At 69.5% G+C, this 20,630-nt stretch carries 20 protein-coding genes; 5 read left to right on the top strand and 15 right to left on the bottom strand.

Annotation, left to right across the window (positions count from 1 at the left end):
* Positions 1 to 162: 162 nt before the first annotated feature.
* A complete protein-coding gene (locus tag AL346_RS04625) occupies positions 163 to 594 on the bottom strand; it encodes a hypothetical protein (RefSeq protein ID WP_019401776.1) in 432 nt (143 codons plus the stop codon).
* Between the two features lie 155 nt (positions 595 to 749).
* Here AL346_RS04625 and AL346_RS04630 point away from each other — a divergent pair, with 155 nt between their 5' ends.
* Both AL346_RS04630 and AL346_RS04635 read left to right on the top strand, forming a co-directional pair.
* A complete protein-coding gene (locus AL346_RS04630) occupies positions 750 to 1,262 on the top strand; it encodes a hypothetical protein (RefSeq protein WP_019401777.1) in 513 nt (170 codons plus the stop codon).
* Positions 1,259 to 1,618 (top strand): hypothetical protein, encoded by a 360-nt coding sequence (locus AL346_RS04635; RefSeq protein WP_156332683.1) that lies wholly within the window; start codon positions 1,259 to 1,261, stop codon positions 1,616 to 1,618. The genes AL346_RS04630 and AL346_RS04635 overlap by 4 nt, the downstream gene beginning before the upstream one ends.
* Here AL346_RS04635 and AL346_RS04640 read toward each other — a convergent pair.
* Positions 1,602 to 2,558, bottom strand: coding sequence for an AraC family transcriptional regulator (locus AL346_RS04640; protein WP_019401779.1), 957 nt, complete (start codon positions 2,556 to 2,558; stop codon positions 1,602 to 1,604). The genes AL346_RS04635 and AL346_RS04640 overlap by 17 nt on opposite strands.
* Before the next feature lie 204 nt (positions 2,559 to 2,762).
* Between AL346_RS04640 and AL346_RS04645 the strand changes: the two genes are divergently transcribed.
* On the top strand, positions 2,763 to 4,763 hold the full coding sequence (locus AL346_RS04645; RefSeq protein WP_019401780.1) for a PAS domain S-box protein: 2,001 nt from the start codon (positions 2,763 to 2,765) through the stop codon (positions 4,761 to 4,763).
* A gap of 75 nt (positions 4,764 to 4,838) precedes the next feature.
* A complete protein-coding gene (locus AL346_RS04650; protein WP_019401781.1) occupies positions 4,839 to 5,270 on the top strand; it encodes a globin family protein in 432 nt (143 codons plus the stop codon).
* Between the two features lie 75 nt (positions 5,271 to 5,345).
* Here the strand turns inward: AL346_RS04650 and AL346_RS04655 are convergent, their stop codons facing one another.
* The 4 genes from AL346_RS04655 to AL346_RS04670 all read right to left on the bottom strand — a co-directional run bounded on the left by AL346_RS04655 (position 5,346) and on the right by AL346_RS04670 (position 8,097).
* Positions 5,346 to 6,095, bottom strand: coding sequence for a response regulator (locus AL346_RS04655; RefSeq protein WP_050996538.1), 750 nt, complete (start codon positions 6,093 to 6,095; stop codon positions 5,346 to 5,348).
* A 114-nt stretch (positions 6,096 to 6,209) separates the two neighbouring features.
* Complete coding sequence (locus AL346_RS04660) at positions 6,210 to 7,139, bottom strand: hypothetical protein (protein WP_019401783.1); 930 nt, start codon at positions 7,137 to 7,139, stop codon at positions 6,210 to 6,212.
* 9 nt (positions 7,140 to 7,148) lie between these two features.
* On the bottom strand, positions 7,149 to 7,457 hold the full coding sequence (locus tag AL346_RS04665; protein WP_019401784.1) for a hypothetical protein: 309 nt from the start codon (positions 7,455 to 7,457) through the stop codon (positions 7,149 to 7,151).
* Positions 7,458 to 7,563: 106 nt separating this feature from the next.
* Complete coding sequence (locus tag AL346_RS04670; protein WP_019401785.1) at positions 7,564 to 8,097, bottom strand: hypothetical protein; 534 nt, start codon at positions 8,095 to 8,097, stop codon at positions 7,564 to 7,566.
* 189 nt (positions 8,098 to 8,286) lie between these two features.
* Here AL346_RS04670 and AL346_RS04675 point away from each other — a divergent pair, with 189 nt between their 5' ends.
* The gene (locus AL346_RS04675; protein WP_019401786.1) at positions 8,287 to 9,363 is read left to right on the top strand and encodes a DUF1176 domain-containing protein; all 1,077 of its coding nucleotides are present in this window, start codon (positions 8,287 to 8,289) and stop codon (positions 9,361 to 9,363) included.
* Between the two features lie 23 nt (positions 9,364 to 9,386).
* On the opposite strand, the gene AL346_RS04680 is transcribed toward AL346_RS04675, so the two are convergent.
* The 9 genes from AL346_RS04680 to AL346_RS04720 form a co-directional block, all read right to left on the bottom strand.
* The gene (locus AL346_RS04680) at positions 9,387 to 9,965 is read right to left on the bottom strand and encodes a hypothetical protein (protein WP_019401787.1); all 579 of its coding nucleotides are present in this window, start codon (positions 9,963 to 9,965) and stop codon (positions 9,387 to 9,389) included.
* A gap of 122 nt (positions 9,966 to 10,087) precedes the next feature.
* Entirely contained in the window at positions 10,088 to 11,704 is a 1,617-nt protein-coding gene (locus tag AL346_RS04685; RefSeq protein ID WP_026015073.1) for a GMC family oxidoreductase, read from the bottom strand.
* Positions 11,705 to 11,741: 37 nt separating this feature from the next.
* Entirely contained in the window at positions 11,742 to 13,946 is a 2,205-nt protein-coding gene (locus AL346_RS04690; RefSeq protein WP_040404137.1) for a thiamine pyrophosphate-dependent enzyme, read from the bottom strand.
* Between the two features lie 293 nt (positions 13,947 to 14,239).
* A complete protein-coding gene (locus tag AL346_RS04695) occupies positions 14,240 to 14,998 on the bottom strand; it encodes an SDR family NAD(P)-dependent oxidoreductase (protein ID WP_019401790.1) in 759 nt (252 codons plus the stop codon).
* Positions 14,995 to 15,789, bottom strand: coding sequence for a shikimate dehydrogenase (locus AL346_RS04700; protein WP_019401791.1), 795 nt, complete (start codon positions 15,787 to 15,789; stop codon positions 14,995 to 14,997). The genes AL346_RS04695 and AL346_RS04700 overlap by 4 nt, the downstream gene beginning before the upstream one ends.
* 18 nt (positions 15,790 to 15,807) lie before the next feature.
* Positions 15,808 to 16,512: an ABC transporter ATP-binding protein gene (locus AL346_RS04705; protein WP_019401792.1), complete on the bottom strand. Its 705-nt coding sequence runs from the start codon at positions 16,510 to 16,512 to the stop codon at positions 15,808 to 15,810.
* A complete protein-coding gene (locus tag AL346_RS04710) occupies positions 16,496 to 18,313 on the bottom strand; it encodes an ATP-binding cassette domain-containing protein (RefSeq protein WP_245303221.1) in 1,818 nt (605 codons plus the stop codon). Before AL346_RS04710 ends, AL346_RS04705 begins: the two co-directional genes overlap by 17 nt.
* Before the next feature lie 22 nt (positions 18,314 to 18,335).
* Positions 18,336 to 19,208: a branched-chain amino acid ABC transporter permease gene (locus AL346_RS04715; protein ID WP_053193324.1), complete on the bottom strand. Its 873-nt coding sequence runs from the start codon at positions 19,206 to 19,208 to the stop codon at positions 18,336 to 18,338.
* 81 nt (positions 19,209 to 19,289) lie between these two features.
* Positions 19,290 to 20,504, bottom strand: a complete 1,215-nt coding sequence (locus AL346_RS04720; RefSeq protein WP_019401795.1) for an ABC transporter substrate-binding protein — start codon at positions 20,502 to 20,504, stop codon at positions 19,290 to 19,292.
* Positions 20,505 to 20,630: the final 126 nt, after the last annotated feature.

A 20,630-nucleotide genomic window follows, 5' to 3' on the forward strand; every position in this document is an offset into this window, starting at 1 on the left:
TTTGATGATCCGGCAGACCTGCCCATCCAGCCCGGAAGGTAGCGATGCCCCGGCGCCTGTCCCGGCGTTGCGCGACACGGAAATAGGCGTGAGGCGAACTGCGAACGGATCGGTGGGAATCGTTGCACGAAGGCAACATCCCGGCCCTCGGACCGGGCGGCCCTAGCGCCTGAACAGCCGCTCCTCGTGAGCGAGCGCGACGTTGACGCCGTCGAGGCGCTCCACCGACACCGGCTCGGCATCGAGGGTGATAACCGCCAGCCGCGTGTGGCCCGCGATCAGGTCTGGCGGCACGAATTCGCAGGAAATACTGCGCTGCGTGCCGGCGTCGAAGGTCAGGACGACCACCGGGGGCTCGCCCCTCTCCCGCATGTTCACGAGGCGAGGGGAGCCGGCGCCTGGCACGAGCTGCGCGAGCGCATAGCGGCAATAGGCCTCCCGCACCTCGCCCACCGCGGCACGGAAGGGATCGAGGCCAAGCCCGCTCCCGGCCGGTGCCTCCCCTCTCAGCAGCGTCACGATGCCGATGGCGGCAGCGGCGCTGAACACCACCCCTGTCGCGATCGCCGCAAGGAGGGGAATGGAAGGTTTCATGAGTGTCTTCTGCACCGCGGCACCTCGGCTGATTTCGCTGTCCTGCCGTACTTGGCCGAAGAGGATTTCAGGCCCATGTCCCTCGCGTTTCGCGTGCGGAAACAGGGCGGAAACCGGAAAGCGGCAAGGAATGGGAAACGACCGGAGAGACGTGGATGAAAGGACTTCTCGGTCTTGGCCTGTTCGGTCTGCCGCTCAGCGCCTCGCCGGCGTCGGCGGCAGACCTCTGCGATCCTCCCCCTGAACGGCTCGTCGGGCATGGCGCCGCCGTAGTTGTGCTGAGCGGCCCGGAATGCCTGCCGCGCGACGGTATCGTCTGGCGGCAGATCCATGTCCGCGCCTCGTCGGGCGAGCTCGTCGCGCCTGCCGGGGCCGAGGCGGGCGACGCCGCCCGCTATGGGCTGGAAGAGGACCGGGCCGTGGGCTTCTCGCCCGACGGACGCTTTCTGACGCTCTTCCGCATCGCCAACCACGGCCGCGGGCCGTGGTCACGCGTCTTCCTGGACGCGGCACGGGGCGAATGGACAATTTTCGTGACCAGCGACGGCACCCGCCACGCCTCGACGGACACCTTTGTGCAATGGGCAGGGGACGAGCCGCATACAGCCCTGCTGGTGCAGGACGTCAGGGCCTACCCGGCAGTCGGACAGGGAGACGAGCCACGATGAGCGCAATGCGACCGTTCCTGCCGTGCAACGGCTTCTTCGCCATCGCAGCCGGAACCTCCTTTCTCGCCCTCGAAGCCCTCGGCGCCCTCGCCCCGCATCTCGGTGCCGATCCGTCGCCTGCGCTGCGCACCGCGGCCGTCGCCGCCTTCGGCCTCGGCATGCTCGTCCTCGCCTACAGCCTCATGCCGCTGATGGTGCGGGGCTTCGTCGCCCTCGCCATCCGGGCGGGCATCCTCGCCCCGGCCACGAGCCTCGTGAACCGGGCCGTGACGGACCGCATCGTCGTCGGCATCTGGTGCCTGTGGACCCTCGGGCTCGCTATCGCCCTCCCGGCCATCGTCAGCGATCTTGCCTGAGGCGGTTCTCCCGCGCCTCGCGCGGCGTGACGCCGAAGGTGCGGCGGAAGGCGCGGTTGAAGGTGGTGATGTCGTTGAAGCCGCATTCGAGCGCAACCGACAGGATGCGCCGGCCCGCCTGTCGCGGATCCGTCAGCGTCAGCCACGCCTGGGCGAGCCGTTCCCGGCGCACGAAATCCGAGAAGCTGTCCCCCGAGCGCTCGAACAGTCGCTGGACGTAGCGCGGCGTGATGCCGTGCAGCTGCGCGATGCGCTCCAGGCTGAGCCCCGGCAGCAGGAGATTGCTGCGAATGCTGCGCTTGATCGCCTCGAACCGCGCCTCGGCGAGACGCTCCGGGTCGCTCGCGCCGCCCGCCTCGCGGCCGGGGTCGATGATCGAAGCCATCAGCTCGAGGAGGTGGGCAGCAGCCTTCTCCCTCAGTTCCGGCGTCGCGGAGCCACTCGTGGCGACGAGCGAGGCATAGCCGAAGACGAGGTCGAGCCCGGCGGTCCCCGGCGCAAAATGCATGTGGGGCGCCTCCCCCAGATGCGGGAGCAGCATCGCCATCCGCGCACGCGGGACGAGGATGCAGGCCGTCTTATCCGGGCCGTTGTTGAGATAGCGATAGGCCCGCGCCTTGGACAGGAGGAGGGCGCCTCCCGGCTGCACGGCGAACGCATCCTGCCCCACCTCCACCTGCAGCCCAGCAGTGGTCACCGCGAAGAACAGGTCGTCGCAGCCGTCCTCGAGCAGCGGCTTGGTGCGGACGCCCGCGAATGCCGAACCATCGCAGGCCGCCCAGGTGGCCCAGGAGAGATTCGCGATCCGCGCATCGAAATACGTCGGGCCGCCCGTGTCCTGGGCGATGACGTCGAGGCGCATCAGCTCCCGGCCGTAGAACTCGCGCAGGGCCGCCGCCTTGTCCGGCCCTGTGATGTCGCGCGACGACAGCTTCAGCAATGGCGCCTGTGACGTGTCCGCGGCACCCGCATCTTCCCTTACAGACAATGCCCACCCCCCCATTTGAAGAACACTGCCTGAGAGTGAGCCCGCCACATTTCCCGCAGACGATCAAGCTGAAACACCGCCGAAACGTTGCTGAAATCAGCGGCAGATAAGTGTATCGACAGTTGTTCCGCTTCTGCAGCCTGGGACGAGCGAGGGATGCCGGACCCCGACAAGCCTTTGCCCCTCGACATCAACGAAATCGCACCCGAAACCGTCGGCGGGGACCTGAGCCTCATCGCCGAGGGGCACCGGGCGCTGTTTTCCGCTCTGTTTCAGGGCATTCCCGGCCGTGCCGTCCTGGTCGACACGCAAGGGCATTATCGCCTTGTGAACCAGGAGTTCCTGGACTTCGTCGGCCGCAGCGAAGCCGAGGTGATCGGGGCCCACGTCTCCGATATCCTCGATCCGGACGTCTATGCCTCCTATGCGCCGGTGATCCCGCGCCTCCTCGCCGGGGAGCCCCTGCGCTGGGAGGGCTGGGCCGACTACGGCTCCCTCGGCCGGCGCTACGTGCAGGAAAGCGTGACGCCGTACCGCCCGATGCCCGAAGGGCCCGTCGAGGGCTTCCTCGCCATCGCGCGCGATCTGACTGACCTCAAGCTGCGCGAGCAGGAGCTTGCCGGCCGCATTGCCGCCCACGAAGCGGCCGAGGCCCGCCACGCCGCCATCGTCCGCTCCGCCCTCGACGGCATCGTGGTGATGGACGCGAACGGAACGGTCGTCGACTTCAACCCGGCCGCACAGGCCATCTTCGGCTATGGGCGCGGCGAGGCGATCGGCCGCCCCGTGGCCGACCTCATCGTCCCGCCGGAATACCGCGCGGCCCACAGGGCGGGCCTTGCCGCCTACCTGGCGACGGGCGACGCCCGCGTGCTGGGGCGCAGGCTGGAGCTGTCGGCAATGCTCGCCGGTGGCGAGCGCATCCCGGTCGAGCTGGCGGTCACCGACATCAGCGACGGCGAGGAACGGATCTTCGCCGCCCATGTCCGCGACCTCAGGGCGGCGAAGGCCGCCGAGGAGGAGATCCAGCGCCAGCGCGGCGCCCTTCACCAGAAGGAGAAGCTCGCCGCTCTCGGCTCGCTGCTGGCCGGTGTCGCCCATGAGCTGAACAACCCGCTCTCCATCGTCACCGGCCAGACGCTGATGCTGCGCGACCAGGCCATCCGGATCGGCGACGAGCGGCTGATCGAGCGCTGCGACCGCATCGGCGCCGCCGCCGACCGCTGCGCCAGGATCGTACGCAGCTTTCTCGCCATGGCCCGCCAGCGCGAGGCGGAGCGTCGCCCGGCGGATCTTGCCGCAGTGATCGACGAGGCCGTCGAGCTGCTGGCCTATAATCTGCGCGCCGCGGGCGTCACCGTGGACAGGGACATGCCTGCACGCCTGCCGCTCCTGATGCTCGATGCCGGGCAGATCCACCAGGTGCTGCTCAATCTCATCGTCAATGCCCAGCATGCGCTCGAGGAGAAGGACGGCGACAGGCGCATCCGCATATCGGCCGTTCCGGAGACGGGAACGGTGCGGCTCACGGTGGCCGACAATGGCCCGGGCGTGCCGCAGGCGATCGCGTCACGCATCTTCGACCCGTTCTTCACCACGAAGCCGCAGGGATCGGGCACCGGCATCGGCCTCGCGGTCTCGCGCGGTCTCATCGAGGCCCATGGCGGGACGCTGGAGCTCGAGCGGCCCGCCGGCGGCGGCGCGGCTTTCACCCTGCGCTTGCCGGTCAAGGCTACGGGACCCGGGCCCGCCGCAGCGGAGGACCGCCCCGCGCCCCACGCGGCCGGAGGCGGGCAGGTGCTGATCGTGGACGACGAGACGGAGATAGCCGCGCTCCTCGGCGAGATCGTCGAGGCCCTCGGCTATACGCCGGTGCTCGCCCATTCCGGCCGCGAGGCCAAGGCCGTGCTTGCGCATGGGGCCGAGCGCTTCAGTGCCATCCTGTGCGACATCCGCATGCCAGACGGGGACGGCCCCAATCTGTACGACTGGCTGCTCGAACATTGCCCGGCCCTCGGGCAGCGCATCGGCTTCATCACCGGCGACGCGCTCGGGCCAAGCGCCGGGCGCTTCCTCGCCCGCTCCGGCAGCCCGGTTCTCGAAAAGCCGTTCGTGCCGGCCGACATCCGCGTGTTTCTGGCCGATCTCACCGCCTGAAACACTGACGTACGACGGCGGAAACACGCCTCCTCCAGGATGCTGGCATTCAATTGTGCCTTGCGGGATGCATCCATGAACGACGAAACCATCCATCTGCTGGAAACGAGCTTCGCCGAAGTCGCCGCCATCAGGGAACCGGCGGCCGCCCTCTTCTATGAGCGCCTCTTCGCCAACGACCCGTCGCTGCGCAGCCTCTTCGGCGGGGCCGACATGAAGGCCCAGGGGCAGAAGCTCATGGCGGCGCTCGGCTTCGTCGTCGGCGGCCTGCGCAAGCCGGCAACGGTCGTCCCGACGCTGGAGAGCCTCGCGATCCGCCATCTCGACTACGGCGTCAGGGACAGCCACTATACGACCGTCGGCACCGCGCTCATCGAGACGCTCGCCCTGAGCTTCGGCGCCCGCTTCACGCCGGAGCTGCGGAAAGCCTGGACCGAGGCCTACGACCTCGTCAGCACCATCATGCGCGAAGCAGCCGTGCGGTCGCGAGCGCCCGCCGTCGCCTGACCGACCGGGCCCGGTGTCGGCAGACGGCACGCCCGGCGTCGCTGCCCTCGCATCAGCCGGTGGAGACCGTGTCCCTCACCGGCTGCCGCCCGGCGAGAACATGTAGCCCACGCCGCGCACCGTCTTGATGACCTTGGGATTGGCCGGGTCCGCCTCGACCTTGCGTCGCAGCCGCGTCACGCGCACGTCGATGCTGCGGTCGAACGGCTCGTTGTCGCGATGGTGGGCGAGATCGAGCAGCCGGTCGCGCGTCAGCACCCGGTTCGGGTTTTTCAGGAAGACGTGCATCAGGTCGAATTCCATCGCCGTCAACATCTCGCGCGCTCCGTCGGCGCGTACGAGGCAATGGGCGTCGAGGTCGAGCAGGACCGTCCCGAACCGCACCAGGGACGCCTGCGCGCCGGCCGGCTCCGGCAAGCCGCCCCCGGCAGAACCATGGCGGCGCAGCACCGCGCGGATGCGGGCCTTCAGTTCGCGCAGGTCGAAGGGCTTGGTGACGTAGTCGTCCGCCCCCAGCTCGAGCCCGACCACCCGGTCGACGATATCGCCGGCCGCGGTCAGCATGATGATCGGGATCTGCGTCGTGGCGCGCACCCGCCGGGCGATGGAGAACCCGTCCTCCCCCGGCATGTTGACGTCGACGAGCAGGAGGTCCGCCGCCGCCTCGCCGAGCAACTGGTCGAGCCCGCGGCCATCGCCGGCGGCGCGCACGGCGAAGCCCTGGGAGGCGAGAAATTCGGACACGGTCTCGCGCACCCCGGCTTCGTCGTCCACGACGATGATCCGATACCCTTGAGGGGCCTCTGAAAGAACCTGTGTCGTCATGCCTTCCGTCGGCCTCCGGGAAATGGAACGTTTCCTGATAAGCGTCGAAGCGGCGACCGTCTGTGCAGGAGACGACAGGATTCTGGGCGCCAGACGAACATGGGCGCCGTCGCCTCAGTTGCAGAGCGTCACCTGATTGGAACATGTGCCGCGCCACCAGCCGCGCTGGAAATCGCGGGCCGTGGTCAGCGCCCAGTTGGCAGAGCACGCATGCAGGCGCATGAGCGTGCCGTCACCGTCGAGATGGCCGTCGTGCCCTCGCGCGCCCTCTGCGGGCTGATAATCGGCCGCATCGACGTGCGGATATTGCAGGAGGCGGGGAACAGGCATCTGCGTATTGGCATAGCCTGCGTGGACTTCCGTCGCGCGCAGCCAGCCGACACCCCCATAGGTCGGCGGATGGTTCGGCGGCAACGGCTCGCCATAGGCCGCACCGGGCGGGGTCGCGTTCTCGATCCGGAACCAACCGTCGACATAGCCCGTGATGTCGAACTCCGCCCGCAGCCCCTCGATGCCGGCAGCCTCCGACAGGCCTTGCCAGACGGGCGGCCCCAGACGGCCCACGATGCCGGCCCCGTCATCGGGCGCGCCGCGCACGGGCGTGCCGGTGCCGGCGTCCGATGCCGCCCATCCCCGGATCTGGCAGGGCACGACGCCCGGCTCGGCCTCGGCCCGTGCATAGAGCCGCTGAAGGATGCCGGCGTGATGATCCTCGTTCCCGGTCCGCAAGCGGTCTTCCGGCGAACGCGCGTGGAGGCTCGCGGAGACGATGACATCGGCCTCGCCCTCCCGCTTCAGCGTAACCTCGAGCACCTGGCCCGCATCGAAGGCGTTGCCCGGCGTCGCCGGATGATCCGCACCGGCCGGGAAGACGGCGATGAAGACCTTCCGACCGTCATCCACGACGCGGTAGATCCGCCCGGGAACCCAGCCGTCGGGGATGCTGGCGGCAGCCTCGGCGAACCAGCCGGGCGGCCCCGCCTCGGCCGCCGCCGGGAGGGCCGGCACAACGAAAGCGAGCAGAAGGGGAGTTGCCGTGCGCATGAAGGCCCCTCACTCGGACACCGGCACGACCCGCAGCGGGCTCGCATAGGGCTCGACCCGCAGGCTGGCGTGGTTGAGGATGCTGATGCGCCGCAGCGGCGCCTGCTCGAGCTCGCCGTCCGGGCCCTTGCGCACGGCGAACTGCCAGAGGGTCAGTTCGCCCCGCGCGGCAAGCGCGCGACCGACGGCGGATACGTCCCGCCCCTGGACGTCGTCCATATCCCGGTCGGTGACGCCGACGACGATCTCATCCTTCACCGTGACGATCCTGAACAGCGTGACGGCATCCTCGGCCTGGACGGGGACGGCAAGCGACATGAGAAAAGCTCCTGTGAAAAGGCTGCGGAGAGCCTGTCTGGTGATGGACATGGTGTGCTCCTGCTGAGGTGGTCGAGGCCTTGGGATTGGCTGCTTCAGGCGCATGTCATCCATCCGAGCGAGCCCCCGAGAGCTCGCGCACGAGGAACGCGACCGCATCGGCATCCGCGATGCGGCGGAAGCCGATGTTGCCGTCCGCGTCCACGAAGCGGTCGCGCCGGTGATTGCCGGCCCTGCGCGACAGGAAGAGCGTGGCGGTGCCGCAGCTCTCCGGCACGATCCATGGCCTGAGCCCGTGACAGAGATCGATCGACGTGAAGGCCGACAGGCCGAAGCCGTCGATGACGAAGAGCGCCCGGCGCTGCGTGAGCGCATAGAACGTCCGCCCGGCGATGAGGGCAGCCGGTACCGCGCAGACCGTCAGCGCCGTGAAGACGAGGAACGGCATCGCGGCGATGCCGCCGGACTGCGCCAAGGGATAGGTGACGAGGGCGGCGGGCAGCGTGACCACCCACATCCTCGCATAAGCCCGGAAGCTGGCGCACGTGCTGCTGCGCCCGGCCCAGATGAGGCTCTCATGACGCCGCAGGTGGCGAGCGAACCGCTCGGCATGCGCGGCGACGGGTGAATGCTTGCTCATTCCCCCTCAATGACAGCTCCGCGTTTCCGCTCTCGTTCAGCTCTGTTTCGTCCCGGCCATGATCCGGCACCGACGAAACAATTCCCGATATCGGCGTGAAACCGAGCCCCCCGATCGTGCAGTGGCGCTGCCCCGCAGGCCGCGTGCTGACAGTGCATCGAGCACCTCGAACCCAGGGTACCGCCGTCCATGCGCTTCCCCGTTCTCTCCTTCGCGCTCTGCCTCGGCCTGTCGGCTCAGCCGGCCCTGGCGCAGGTCTTCGAAACTCACGGCGACTGGATGCTCGCCTGCAGCAACCTGAACGCCTGCACCGTCCTCGGAGCCACACGCCCGCAGCGGGACCGGGCCGTCTTCCTGCGGATTTCGCGGGAGGCAGGGCCGGACGCGCCGGTCGTCCTGTCGGTCGGCGGGCTGCTCGACGACAATGACCCGGATGAACGGCCGGTCGGTCTGGCTTTCGAAGGGCAGACGCCCGGCCTGCCGGGACCACTCGCCGTGTCCCAGGATGACGACGCGAGCGGTCACGCGACTCTTCCGGCGCAGGACCACGGGCATGTTCTGGCGGGACTGCGCAAGGCCGACCGGGTGCTCTTGACCATCCCGACCGCACCGGATGCGCCCGCGACCTTCGTCGTGGATCTTGAAGGCGCCATGAAGGCCCTGTCCGGCATGGACCGGATCCAGCGCCGCGACGGCACCGTCACCGCCCTCGCGTCGCCTGGCGGCCGGCCGGCGAGTGCGGTTCCCGAGGCGCCAGCCGTGCCCGAGATCATCGCCGCACGAACGCCGGCGGATGCGCCGCCCGCGGCGCTGCCGGAAGTCCTTCGTGATCACCTCTGCGAGGACGCGCGCCAGGCCGGGCTAGGCGTTCCCGGCGTGAACCTGAAGGCTTTGGTCGATTTCGCCGAGCGGCTCACGCCCGATCTCAACCTGTGGGGTCTGCGCTGCTCGGAAGGCGCCTACAATTTCGGCAACACGCTCCTCGTCGGCCGGGACGACGGCCCTGTCGAGCAGATCGAGCTGGAAGTCCCTACCCCCCTCGAAGAGCGGCTCAACGGCGCGGAGCTCGTCAACGGCTTCTTCTCGCCGGCCGACATGACGCTGACCGGCTACACGAAGAGCCGCGGCATGGGTGATTGCGGATCCCTCGCGCGCTGGGTCTGGGACGGCAAGCGCTTCCGTCTCGTTCACCTGAAGGCGATGCCGAGCTGCCGGGGCATCCTGTCCGAGGATTGGCCGAGCCTCTGGCAGGCGCAGGTCCGCTGACGCGGACTTGTTCCCGCCTTGGATCACGCCGATCCCGCTTGACCCATGCGGAAGGACCGGGCGAGCACGAGGCCGCCGGCGAGCAAGATGGCGACGGCCTGCGGGAAGACCAGCGTGACGAGGAAGGTCGCAAAGGACAGCCTGAGGGCCAGGACCATGGCCGAAAGCGCCATCGCGGTGAGCACAAGGGCCGTTCTCCCTATCCCGAGAGGCCGCCGTGGCCGGCCTGCGCCCTGCCGTTCGGGCCCGCTCCCGTCGCGCTGGCGCAGGAGCGTAAAGGTGAGGACGGCGACGAAGGGTCCGAGCGGCAGGATGAGGAACTGGATCACGGCCGCGAACCGCAGCGCCCGGGCGGCCCAGCGGTGGCCGAGGAGAACCCCGGCCCCGCCGAGAAGGCTGGGGCCTGCGTAGAGACCGAGGACGGGCAGATAGACGTAGGTGATGATCGGGGTGACGAGGCCCGGATGATCCCATTGCCCGGCCCGCAGCGCCGCAGTGAGCGGCACTGCCACCTCAAGGGCGGCAAGGCCGCCGATGATGAGATGAACGCCCGCGAGAAGGTTGCGCGCGCTTGTGTCCGTGTCCTGTTGCCCGCTTTTCATCTGTGCCACCCGGTTCCGGCGGCGACCTCGTGTCGCCGCGATCGGGGCACCCTCGTCGACCCGCGTTTCGCCCGTATTTCCGGTGGGTTGCCGGACGCGCCAGCCCCACGCCGCAGGTGGCGCTAACGCTGCGCCGCGTCGGCGAGGATGAGGTCCGCAGCCTTCTCGGCGATCATGAAGACCGCCGCCTGGGTGTTGGCGGAGACGATGGTCGGCATGATGGAAGCATCGACGACGCGCAGCCCCTCAAGCCCGCGCACCCTGAGGCGCGGATCGACGACCGCCTTCTCGTCCGCACCCATGCGGCAGGTGCCACAGGCGTGATAGATGGTCTGGCCGTTGCTGCGCGCGAATTCGAGCCAGTCGTCATAGCTGCGGCAGTCGGGGCCCGGGCTCATCTCGTGGGCGCGGAAGGCGTCCATGGCCGGCTGCTCGACGATGCGGCGCGCGATGCGCATGCCCTCCACCATGCAGTCGCGGTCTTCCTGCGTGGCGAGGAAATTCGGCCGGATCACGGGCGGGGCGAGCGGATCCGGCGAACGGGCGTGGATGCTGCCGCGCGATTCCGGCCGCAGCTGCGTGACGCCGATGGTCATGCCCGGCTCGCGGTCGAGCTTGCGCTCGGCGGCATTGGCATAGCTCGCGTGCATGAAGAAATACTGGATGTCCGGCCCCGCAAGCTCCGGCCGCGTCCTGACGAAGCCGTGCGCAAGGCCGGTGCCGAGCGTCAGGATGCCCTTTCGCGTCAGGAAATATTGCGCGACGGCAAGCGCGAGGCGGTAGCCGCGCGTCGCCTCGTTAAGCGTCACCTTCTGCTTCACGCGCCAGTTCATGCGCGTGCAGAAGTGGTCCATGTAGTTCGCGCCGACCCCGGCGAGCGCGTGCCGCACCGGCAGGCCGAGCGCGGCGAGCACCGCCGGATCGCCGACGCCCGAGAGCTCGAGCAGCTGCGGCGTCTGCATGGCGCCCGCGGCGAGGATGACCTCGCCGCGCGCCTTGACGCTGACGTCGCGGCCGCCGCTGCGATAGGTGACGCCCGCGGCGCGGCGGCCGTCGAAATCGACGCGCAGGACATGCGCATGGGTGCGAACGGCCAGGTTCGGCCGGCCGCGGGCCGGGCGCAGATAGGCATCGGCCGCACTGACCCGCCGGCCGTTCCGCTGGTTGACCTGGTAATAGCCGAAGCCCTCCTGGTCGCGGCCGTTGTAATCGCTGTTGCGTGGAAAGCCGGCTTCGCCCGCCGCCTTGATGAAGGCCTCGGCCAACACCGGCCGCTCGGCCACCGTCGTGACGGCGAGCGGCCCATCGCGGCCGCGGGTCTCGTCCCCCGCACCGTCGAAGGCCTCCAGCCTGCGGAAATAGGGCAGGACGTCGTCGAAGCCCCAGCCGGTGCAGCCCATCTGCGCCCAGGTGTCGTAGTCCTGCGGCTGGCCGCGCACGTAGATCATGCCGTTGATGAGCGTCGAGCCGCCGAGCCCCTTGCCGCGCGGGATGGCGATGGAGCGGCCCTTGACGCTGTCCTCGGGTTCGGTGGCGAAGCGCCAGTTGTAGACGTCATTGACGAGCAGCTTGCTGAACCCGGCCGGGATCGGGATCCAGAAGCCGCTGTCACGCCCGCCGGCCTCGAGGAGGAGCACGCTGTGCCGCCCCCCGGCACTCAGCCGATCGGCGAGGACGCAGCCGGCATTGCCGCCGCCCACGATGATGAAATCGAAGGTCTCCATGCTGTCCGTGCTCATCGCTTCACCGGCCGGCGCATACCTGTCCTGCCCGCCGTCACGCCAGCGCCTCCAGCGCCGCCGCATCGAGCGGCCTGCCCTTCTCGGCCATCGTCCGCGCAAGGCCTGCGGCGATCTCGGCCGGCCCGGCGAAGGCGGCGCGCTCCAGCACCTTGGAGATGGTCGGCGAGGCTTCGCGCCCGTGTACCCGCTGCACCGGCTGATCCAGCCAGTCGAGATAGCGGCGCTGGATCTCGTCGGCGAGCATGCCGCCGTAGGACGTGCCGCGCGCACCCTGCTCGACGATGAGGACATTGTGCGTGCGGCGGATGCTGTCGCCGATCGTCTCCCAGTCGAGGCTCAAGCGGTCGAGCGTGCGCAGGTCGATGACCTCCGCGTCGAGGCCGAGCGCGTCCACCGTCTCCAGCGTGCGGTGAACCATGGCGGAATAGGTGAGGACGGTCATCTCGGTGCCGTGCCGCACGATCCGTGCCCGGCCGAAGGGGACGAGATAGTCGAGATCGTCCGCCGGCACCTCGCCCGTCATCTGGTAGAGATCGACGTGCTCGATGACGAGGACCGGGTCGCGGCAGGCGAGCGCCGCGTTCATCAGCCCCACGTAGTCGAAGGGCGTCGCCGGCGCCACGATGCGCCAGCCGGGCGCGGTGGCGAAGACGCCGGCGGGATCGAGCGAATGCTGGGACCCGTAGCCGGTGCCCATCGCGATCTTGGTGCGCAGGACGAGCGGCACGTCGGTGTCGTCCCCGAACATGTGGCGCGCCTTGCCGATCTGGTTGAACACCTGGTCGGCCGCGACCCACATGAAGTCGGGATACATGAACTCGACGATCGGCCGGTAGCGCCCATCGATGGCGAGCCCGCCGGCAAGGCCGGTGAAGGCGCCCTCGCTGATCGGCGTGCCGAGCACGCGGCCGGGATGGGCATCGGCGAGGCCACGCGTCGCCCCGTTTGTGCCGCCCTTGAGGCGATGCACGTCCTCGCCCATGAGGACGAGCGAGGGATCGGTGGCGAAGCGGCGGTTGAGCAGGTCCGCGATGGCATCGACGAAGCGGCGCTCGGCCATGGCGAGGCCACGCGCCTCCTCCTCGCTGCGACGCCCGGGCGGATGGGCCGGCAGGGGCGCGCGGATGCCGACGTCGACGAAGGCCTTGTCCGGCCACAGGCCGGGGCGGATGCGCCGGCGGTTGGCCTCGGGCTCGACGAGGCGCCCGGCGATGTCCCGCATCAGCGCCTCGCAACGGTCCCTGAGATCGGCAACGGCCGCTTCGTCGATGAGCTTGCGGCGGATCATCTCGTCGGCGGTGCGCTTGAGTGGATCGCGCGCGCGCCACGCCGCCTCCTCCTCCTTCGGCCGATAGCCGAAGGCCGAGCCCGGGAAGGGGCCGTTCTGGTGGAAATAGCGGTAGACCTCGACCTCGATGAGCGCCGGGCCGCGTCCCGCGCGCAGCAGCGCCGCCGCCTCCTCGGTGGCGAGATGAACGGCGAGCGGGTCCATGCCGTCGACGCGCCAGGCGGGAATGCCGAAGCCCGGCGCGCGGGCGGAGAGGCGCGCCTCGCGCGTCACCTCGTCGACGCGGGTGGCGACGGCATAGAAATTGTTCTCGACGAAGAAGAGGAGCGGCAGCGACCAGGCGGCGGCGAGATTCATGGTCTCCAGCGTCGCGCCGATGTTCATGGCCCCGTCGCCGAAGCAGGTGACGGCGATGTCGCCGGTGCCGGCGAGCTTGTGGGCCATGGCGGCGCCGGCCGCCAGCGGCACCCCGCCCCCGACGATGGCATTGGTGCCGAGCGCCCCGGCCTCGGCCCAGCGCAGGTGCATCGAGCCCCCGCGCCCGTGGCCGAAGCCGGGTTCGAGCCCGAGGATTTCCGCGAGCGTACGGTAGAGAACCCCGTCGACCGCGTCGGGGAAGGCGCCTGTCGGATCGAGCCCCGGCGCCGCATAGGCGAGCGCCTTGGCGAGGAACTGGTGATGCCCGCGATGCGAGCCGTTGATCTGGTCACTCGGCCGCAGGCCGACGATGGAGCCGACCGCCCCGCCCTCCTGGCCGATGGAGGAGTGCGCCGGCCCGTGCACCAGCCCTTCGCCCGCGAGCACCAGCACCTCCTCCTCGAAGGCGCGAATGAGATGCATCTGCGCCAGCATCTTCCCGAGGAGAGCCGGATCGGCCGCATCCCAGTCCTCCGGGCCGGTGGCGAGCGCCGTCCAGGGCGCTGCTGCGGACAATGTCGTGCGGGTGACCACGGACGGCTCCTAAAGCTTGTCGGCGATGGGCTCGGCGCGCGGAAGAGAGCGCAGAGCGTCCCCTCCCCCCGCGAAGTGGCGGAGAGGGGCGAGGGGTGGGGGGCTGGCGTGCGCGGCTGCGATGCGATCCCTTGCCCCCGCTGAGATCCTCGGGCTCGCCGGCATGCGGCACCGCCCCCCACCCCGGCCCTCCCCACCGCAAAGCGGGGAGAGGGGGATGGCGGCGCTCCGCCGTTGAGGGCGGCACTCCACCGGTGCCCCGGCTGTGGGCTTTGTCTGCATCATGGCAGCCCCTAGATGTACCCGTAGGCGGTCCAGCCGCCGTCGGCGCCTGCGACCTGGCCGGTGATGGCGGAGGCTTCGTCCGATGCCAGGAAGGCGGCGAGTTGGGCGATCTCGTCCGGGCGGATGAGGCGGCCGATGGGCGTACGACCCTCCATGGCCGCGGGGTCGAGCCGGCCGCGCGCGATCAGCTCCTCCAGGAAGGGCGTGCGTACGTAGCCCGGGGCGATGGCGTTGACTCGCACGCCGTGGCGCGCCCACTCGATGGCGAGCGCCTTGGCCATCATGGCGACGCCCGCCTTCGACACGCAGTAGCCGAGGCGCTCGGGCGCCGCGACCACGCCATACATGGAGGAGACAAGAAGGATGACGCCGCGCCCGCGCGGCACCATGCGCCGGCCCGCCTCGTGCGCCGTGACGAAGACGCCGTCGAGATTGACGCTCATCACCCGCCGCCAGCCGGCGAGGTCGAGCTCCAGCGTCGGGCCGTTCTGCGACACGCCCGCATTGGCGATGACGATGTCGAGCGGACCGAACGCCTGCTCGACCGCATCATAGGCCCGCGCCACGGCGTCCGGATCCTCGACGCTGGCCGTGTGGAGCGCGACGCCCGCGGGCAGGGCCCCGGCCACCTCCGCATCGCGGTCGAGCACCGCCACGCGCGCGCCGCGCGCCGCAAGCAGCCGCACCATGGCGAGCCCGATGCCGGAGCCGCCGCCGGTGACGAGCGCGACGCGGCCGGCAAGATCCTGCGAGCGATCCGTGCTCATGCGCGCATCCCCAGGAAATCGGCCATCAGGTCGAGCTGGCATTCGAGCATCGGCTTGCCGGGATGGACGCGGCAGCCGCGCGCCCGGGCCGCGGCCATGAGCGCCGTCTCCGCCGGCTGCATGATGACCTCCGCCACCGTCTGGCCGCTCGTCAGCCCCGTAGCATCGACCGGCAGCGGATCCCCCTCGCGCAACCCCAGCGAGGTCGCGTTCACGACGAGGTCGTAGCCGCCGACGCCGCCCGGCTCCGTCGTGACGGGCAGCGCGGGGAAGGCCTTGCTGAGGCGTGCGGCCAGATCATCGGACTTCGCCTTGGTGCGATTGGCGATGGCGAGGCGCTTCACGCCCGCCTCGGCGAGCGCGAAGGCGATGGCATTCGCCGCGCCGCCGGCACCGGCGAGGAGAACGCCCATCCCCTTCGGATCGATGCCCTCGCGCTTGAGGCCGGCGACGAAGCCCTTGCCGTCGAGCATGTCGGCGACGAGCCGGCCATCCTGTTCGCGACGCACGCAATTGGCGGCCCCGACGCGCCGGGCGGTCTCGGAGGCTTCGTCGCACAGCGCGACGACAGCCGTCTTGTGCGGCACGGTGACGATGAAGCCGCCGAGGTTGCGCACATGCCGCATGGCGCCGACCACCGCGGCGAGCTCGCCCGCGCCGACATGCATCGGCACCATGACGCCGTCGACACCGCGCGCCGCCATGATGGGGTTGAGCGCCTGCGGCGTCTTCACGTGGTGGATCGGGTCGGCAAGGATGCCCCAGACCCGGGTGGTTCCGGTGATGTTCATCTTGGGTTCCCGCGGCTGTCAGATGCCGAGATAGGCGGTCTTGATGTGCGGATCGGCGAGCAGCCCGGCGCCCGTGTTCTCGATGGCGATGCGGCCGTTCTCGATGACATAGGCGCGATGGGCGATCTTGAGCGCGTGAAAGGCCTTCTGCTCGACGAGGAGCACGGTCGTGCCCATCTCGCAGATGCGGTCGACGATGCCGAACATCTGCTGCACGATGATCGGCGCGAGGCCGAGGGACGGCTCGTCCAGCATCAGCAGCTTGGGATTGGCCATCAGCCCGCGGGCGATGGCGACCATCTGCTGCTCGCCGCCCGACAGGGAGCCGGCGAGCTGGTCGAGCCGCTCGCCGATGCGGGGGAAGAGGTCGAGCACCTCGGCGAAGCGCCTGTCCGCTCCGGCCCGCGCGGCGGGATGGTAGGCGCCCATGAGCACGTTGTCGCGCACGCTCATCACCGGGAAGAGCTGGCGCGCCTCCGGCACCTGGACGAGGCCGCGGCCCACGATGTCGGCCGGCGCCATGCCGGCGATGTCGGTGCCGTCGAACGTGATGCGGCCGGCGCTCGGCTTCACGAGCCCCGAGATGGCGCGCAGCAGCGTCGTCTTGCCCGCGCCGTTGGCGCCGATGATGGTGACGACCTCGCCGCGCCCAACCTCGATCGACACATCCTGAAGGATGACGGTGCGCCCGTAGCCGGCGGTGATGTTAGAGACCTTGAGCATCGACGAAGTCCTCTCCGAGATAGGCCTCGATGACGCGGCGGTTGCGCACCACCTCCTGGGGATCGCCCTCCGCGATGACCTTGCCGGAATCGATGACGACGATGCGGTCCGACAGGCTCATGATGGCCTGCATGTTGTGCTCGATGGCGATGACCGTGACGCCCGTGTCCCGGATGGTGCGGATGAGCTCCACCATCTTCTGGGTGTCGGTCTGGTTCTGGCCCGCCATGACCTCGTCGAGCAGCAGGATCGACGGCTCGGTGGCGAGGGTGCGGGCGACCTCGAGGCGCTTCAGGTCGCCGATGGGCAAGTTGCGCGCCTCGACATCCTTCACGTGGAGGAGGCCGACGAGCCGCGCGATGCGCAGGGCCGCGGCGCGTGCGTCGTCCACCGACGTGTGGCGCATGAAGGCGCCGATCATGATGTTCTCGATCACCGTCAGCTTGCCGAAGGGCTGCACGATCTGGAACGTGCGGCCAACGCCGAGGCGGGCATATTCGTCCGCCCGCGCCGGCGTCACCGGCCGGCCTTCGGCGTCATAGACGACGACCGTGCCAGCGGTCGGCTTCAGGAAGCCGGAGATCTGGTTGAACACCGTCGTCTTGCCGGCGCCGTTCGGCCCGATGATGCCGAGGATCTCGCCGCGCCTGAGCGTGATCGACACATGGTCGGTCGCCGTGAGGCCGCCGAATTTCATGACGAGGTCGCGCGTCTCGAGCACCGGCTCGCCGGGCGTACCCTCGATGCGGCGCAGGGCCGGCGCCTCCCTGTCGGGCGGCACGCGCCGGCCCGGCAGCCTGTCGATGAGCGCCGTGACGCGCGGCCCGAAGGTGCCGGCGAGGCCGCCCGGCAGCGTCAGCGTGATGAGCACCAGCACGACGCCGTAGACGAAACCGTGCAGGCCGTTGGCGGAAGCGCCGAGCCAGCCGCGCGCGAGCTCCGCGATCGGCACGACGAGAACGGTGCCGAGGAGCGGCCCCGCCACCGTGCCGAGCCCGCCGATGAGCGCGAACATGGCGATCGACACGGAATTCGCCAGCGAGAACATCGTCTCCGGCTCGAGGAAGGTGAGATACATGGCGTGGAAGGAGCCGAAGAGGCTCGTCAGCCCCGCCGAGATCATCACGGCCTTGAGCTTGGCACCCGTGTTGGAGATGCCGGCCGCCGAGGCTGCCTCCTCGCGCTCGCGCACGGCGGTGAGGTAGTAGCCGAGGCGCGACGTGCGGATGGCGTAGGAGACGGCGAGCGTCAGGAGCAGCAGGCCGAAGGCGATGTAGAGATAGTTGATCTTGTCCTGGAAGATCATCCACGCCCAGCCGAGCTTGAGCGGCACGATGAGCCCGGCCGACCCGCCGGTGAAGCCGTGGAAATGGATCGCGAGCAGGCGCACCACTTCGAGGAAGGCGATGGTCGCGAGCGCGAAGAACGGCCCGCGCAGGCGAAAGCACGGATAGCCGATGAAGACCGAGACGGCGACGGAGACGGCGGCGCCCACCCACATGCCGAGCCACGGCGTCAGCCCGAAGTGCTGGATGAGCAGCGCCGTCGTATAGGCGCCGATGCCGTAGAACACCATGTGGCCGAGCGACAATTGCCCGGCATAGCCGCCGACGATGTTCCAGGCCGTCGACAGGCCGGCGAAGACGCAGATCGTGACGAAGACGTGCACGATGAAGGGCGAATCGACGACGATCGGAATGACGAGGATGAGCGACAGGGCCGCGAGCGACGTGTAGACGCGCGGGTTGCCGAGCCAGGCCATGAGCGCGGCGAGACGGCCGGCGGGGGGAGCTTCGCTCAACGAGACTCTCACGGTCATGGGCTCACTCCGTGCCGCGGCCGAAGCCGAACAGGCCGGTCGGCTTGAAGATGAGGATGAGGATGAAGATCGCGAAATAGACGACCTCCTTGAGGTCGGGCGCGATGTAGTAGCCGGACAGGCTGTCGACGATGCCGATGATCATGGCGCCGAGAAAGGCGCCGTACATGCTGCGCATGCCGCCGAGCACGACGACGACGAAGGCGGTAAGCACGAAATAGGTGCCGATGGTCGGCGTCACCGGGAAGAGCGGCGAGATGAGCGCGCTCGCAAGGCCGACGCAGGCGGCTCCGAGGCCGAAGGCGATGACGTAGATGCGGTCGACCCGGACGCCCATGAGCTGGGCCGCGTTGCGGTTCTGGGCCGTGGCGCGGATGGCGCGGCCGAGCGGCGTCCTCTGCATGAAGAGATGCAGGCCGGCGACGAGCACGAGCGCGCTCACGAGCATCACGACCTGGGCATAGAGCACGGTGTAGCCGCCGATCGACAGCGGCTGGCGCACGCCGGGCGCCTGCACCGAATAGAGATCGGCGCCGAAGACGAGGAGCGCGAGATTGATCAGCGCGGTGGAGAGGCCGACCGTGGCGAAGATCTGGATGTGCTCGTCGGCCCCGAGAAGCGGCTGGATGATGAAGCGCTGCACCAGCGCCCCCACGGCGAACAGCATGAGCACCATCGGCACCGCGGAGACGTAAGGGTGCAGCCCGAGATGCAGCGACAGAAGATAGACCGCATACATCCCGACCATCAGGAATTCGCCGTGGGCGAAGTTGACGACCCTGACGATGCCGAAGATCAGCGTCAGCCCGACGCTGATGATGGCGTACATGCTGCCGAGCATGATGCCGTTGAGGATGAGCTGGACAAGCACGTCCATCGCGAGGCCTCCCGACCGCGAAACATTGTTCTTCGTTGCTGACCGGGACGCGGCGAGCGCGCCCCGGCTCGGGCGGGCGCGCTACTCGGCGCCGATGCCGGTCTTCATCTCGGCGACCGCGGCATCGGCCGGGAAGACCGTGACGAGCTCGCCGCCCTGCCACTGCATCAGGAAGGGCGTGGCGCGCTCGTTCTGGCCGGCCTCGTCGAACTTGGCGCCCCAGCCGGTCGCCGTCGTGCCCTCGGCGACGTCGACCGCCATCACCGCCTCGCGGATGGCCGGGGCCGTCAGGTCCTTGGCGGCGGCCATGGCGTCGAGCAGCACCTTGGCGCCCATGTAATTGGCGAGGCTGTGGCCGGAGCGCGGCGCCGTGCCGTACTTCGCCTCGTACTTCTTCACGAATTCCCCGATGCCGGGAGCGGCCTTGGGATTGGTGCGGTATTGGGTGAAGTCGACGTTGAGCGCTCCTTCCATGTTCTCGGGGCCCACCGCCTGCATGGTGTCGCGCAGGGAATAGCCGCCGCCCGCGCCCATCACGGCCTTGGGCTTGAAGCCCTGCTCCTTCATCTGGCGGAAGAAGAGCACCGTGTCGTTCTGGTAGGAGGTCTGCAGCACGACGTCGGCCCCGGCCGACTTGAGGCGCAGGATGACCGGCGTCAGGTCCACCGACTTCGCCGAATAGGGCAGCGTCTCGACGAGGTTGAGCCCCACCTCCTTGGCGCGCGCCTGCTGGTAGCCGGCGACCGTCTGGCCATAGAGCGAATCCTCGTGGATGATCGCCACCTTGAGGCTCTTGGCGTCGGTGCCGAGCGCCGGCGCCACCGCCTCGGCCACCGCATCGACCATGCGGTTGGCGAAGATGCGCGCCGTCGGATTGGTGCGGTAGACGTTCTTGAAGCCGCGCTCGGTGATCGGATCGGAAATGGCGCCGAGCTCGAAGTAAGGCACGCCGGCAAGTTCGGCGACCTGGGTCGCGGCAAGCGACAGCGACGAGGAATAGGTGCCGAAGATCACCGACACCTTGTCGACGGAGGTGAGGCGCCGCGCCTCGCCCACCGCCTGGTTGGGATCGACGGCGTCGCCCCGCACCATCTCGATCTTGCGGCCGTTGAGGCCGCCGGCGGCGTTGCGCTCCTCGATGGCGAGCTCGAGGCCGCGGAAGCTCTCGTCGCCGAGCAGGGCAAGGCCGCCGGAGAACGGATAGAGCGCGCCGATCCTGACGGCATCCTGAGCGAAAGACGGCGCTGCGGACAGCGCCAGGCCGGCGGCCAGCGCCGCCTTGATAAGAACCTTCATCGTTTCCTCCTTCTACCCCGCGGCGGCGCCGCGCGGGCAGCCCCATGGCAGGCGGCCTCTTGGCAGTCCCTGGGCCGGCGGCCGGTCTTATTGTTCCCGGTCCGGCGCGGATAATGAAGATAACCA

It is taken from the genome of Chelatococcus sp. CO-6 (assembly GCF_001271345.1).
In the GTDB taxonomy this organism is placed as follows: Bacteria; Pseudomonadota; Alphaproteobacteria; order Rhizobiales; family Beijerinckiaceae; genus Chelatococcus_A; species Chelatococcus_A caeni.

What these genes read in the sequence shown, in the direction of transcription:
- AL346_RS04625 (WP_019401776.1), bottom strand. Translation starts at nt 594, where the DNA reads ATGAAACCTTCCATTCCCCTCCTTGCGGCGATCGCGACAGGGGTGGTG.
- AL346_RS04630 (WP_019401777.1), top strand. Translation starts at nt 750, where the DNA reads ATGAAAGGACTTCTCGGTCTTGGCCTGTTCGGTCTGCCGCTCAGCGCC.
- AL346_RS04635 (WP_156332683.1), top strand. Translation starts at nt 1,259, where the DNA reads ATGAGCGCAATGCGACCGTTCCTGCCGTGCAACGGCTTCTTCGCCATC.
- AL346_RS04645 (WP_019401780.1), top strand. Translation starts at nt 2,763, where the DNA reads ATGCCGGACCCCGACAAGCCTTTGCCCCTCGACATCAACGAAATCGCA.
- AL346_RS04650 (WP_019401781.1), top strand. Translation starts at nt 4,839, where the DNA reads ATGAACGACGAAACCATCCATCTGCTGGAAACGAGCTTCGCCGAAGTC.
- AL346_RS04655 (WP_050996538.1), bottom strand. Translation starts at nt 6,095, where the DNA reads ATGACGACACAGGTTCTTTCAGAGGCCCCTCAAGGGTATCGGATCATC.
- AL346_RS04660 (WP_019401783.1), bottom strand. Translation starts at nt 7,139, where the DNA reads ATGCGCACGGCAACTCCCCTTCTGCTCGCTTTCGTTGTGCCGGCCCTC.
- AL346_RS04665 (WP_019401784.1), bottom strand. Translation starts at nt 7,457, where the DNA reads ATGTCGCTTGCCGTCCCCGTCCAGGCCGAGGATGCCGTCACGCTGTTC.
- AL346_RS04670 (WP_019401785.1), bottom strand. Translation starts at nt 8,097, where the DNA reads ATGAGCAAGCATTCACCCGTCGCCGCGCATGCCGAGCGGTTCGCTCGC.
- AL346_RS04675 (WP_019401786.1), top strand. Translation starts at nt 8,287, where the DNA reads ATGCGCTTCCCCGTTCTCTCCTTCGCGCTCTGCCTCGGCCTGTCGGCT.
- AL346_RS04680 (WP_019401787.1), bottom strand. Translation starts at nt 9,965, where the DNA reads ATGAAAAGCGGGCAACAGGACACGGACACAAGCGCGCGCAACCTTCTC.
- AL346_RS04685 (WP_026015073.1), bottom strand. Translation starts at nt 11,704, where the DNA reads ATGAGCACGGACAGCATGGAGACCTTCGATTTCATCATCGTGGGCGGC.
- AL346_RS04695 (WP_019401790.1), bottom strand. Translation starts at nt 14,998, where the DNA reads ATGAGCACGGATCGCTCGCAGGATCTTGCCGGCCGCGTCGCGCTCGTC.
- AL346_RS04700 (WP_019401791.1), bottom strand. Translation starts at nt 15,789, where the DNA reads ATGAACATCACCGGAACCACCCGGGTCTGGGGCATCCTTGCCGACCCG.
- AL346_RS04705 (WP_019401792.1), bottom strand. Translation starts at nt 16,512, where the DNA reads ATGCTCAAGGTCTCTAACATCACCGCCGGCTACGGGCGCACCGTCATC.
- AL346_RS04715 (WP_053193324.1), bottom strand. Translation starts at nt 19,208, where the DNA reads ATGGACGTGCTTGTCCAGCTCATCCTCAACGGCATCATGCTCGGCAGC.
- AL346_RS04720 (WP_019401795.1), bottom strand. Translation starts at nt 20,504, where the DNA reads ATGAAGGTTCTTATCAAGGCGGCGCTGGCCGCCGGCCTGGCGCTGTCC.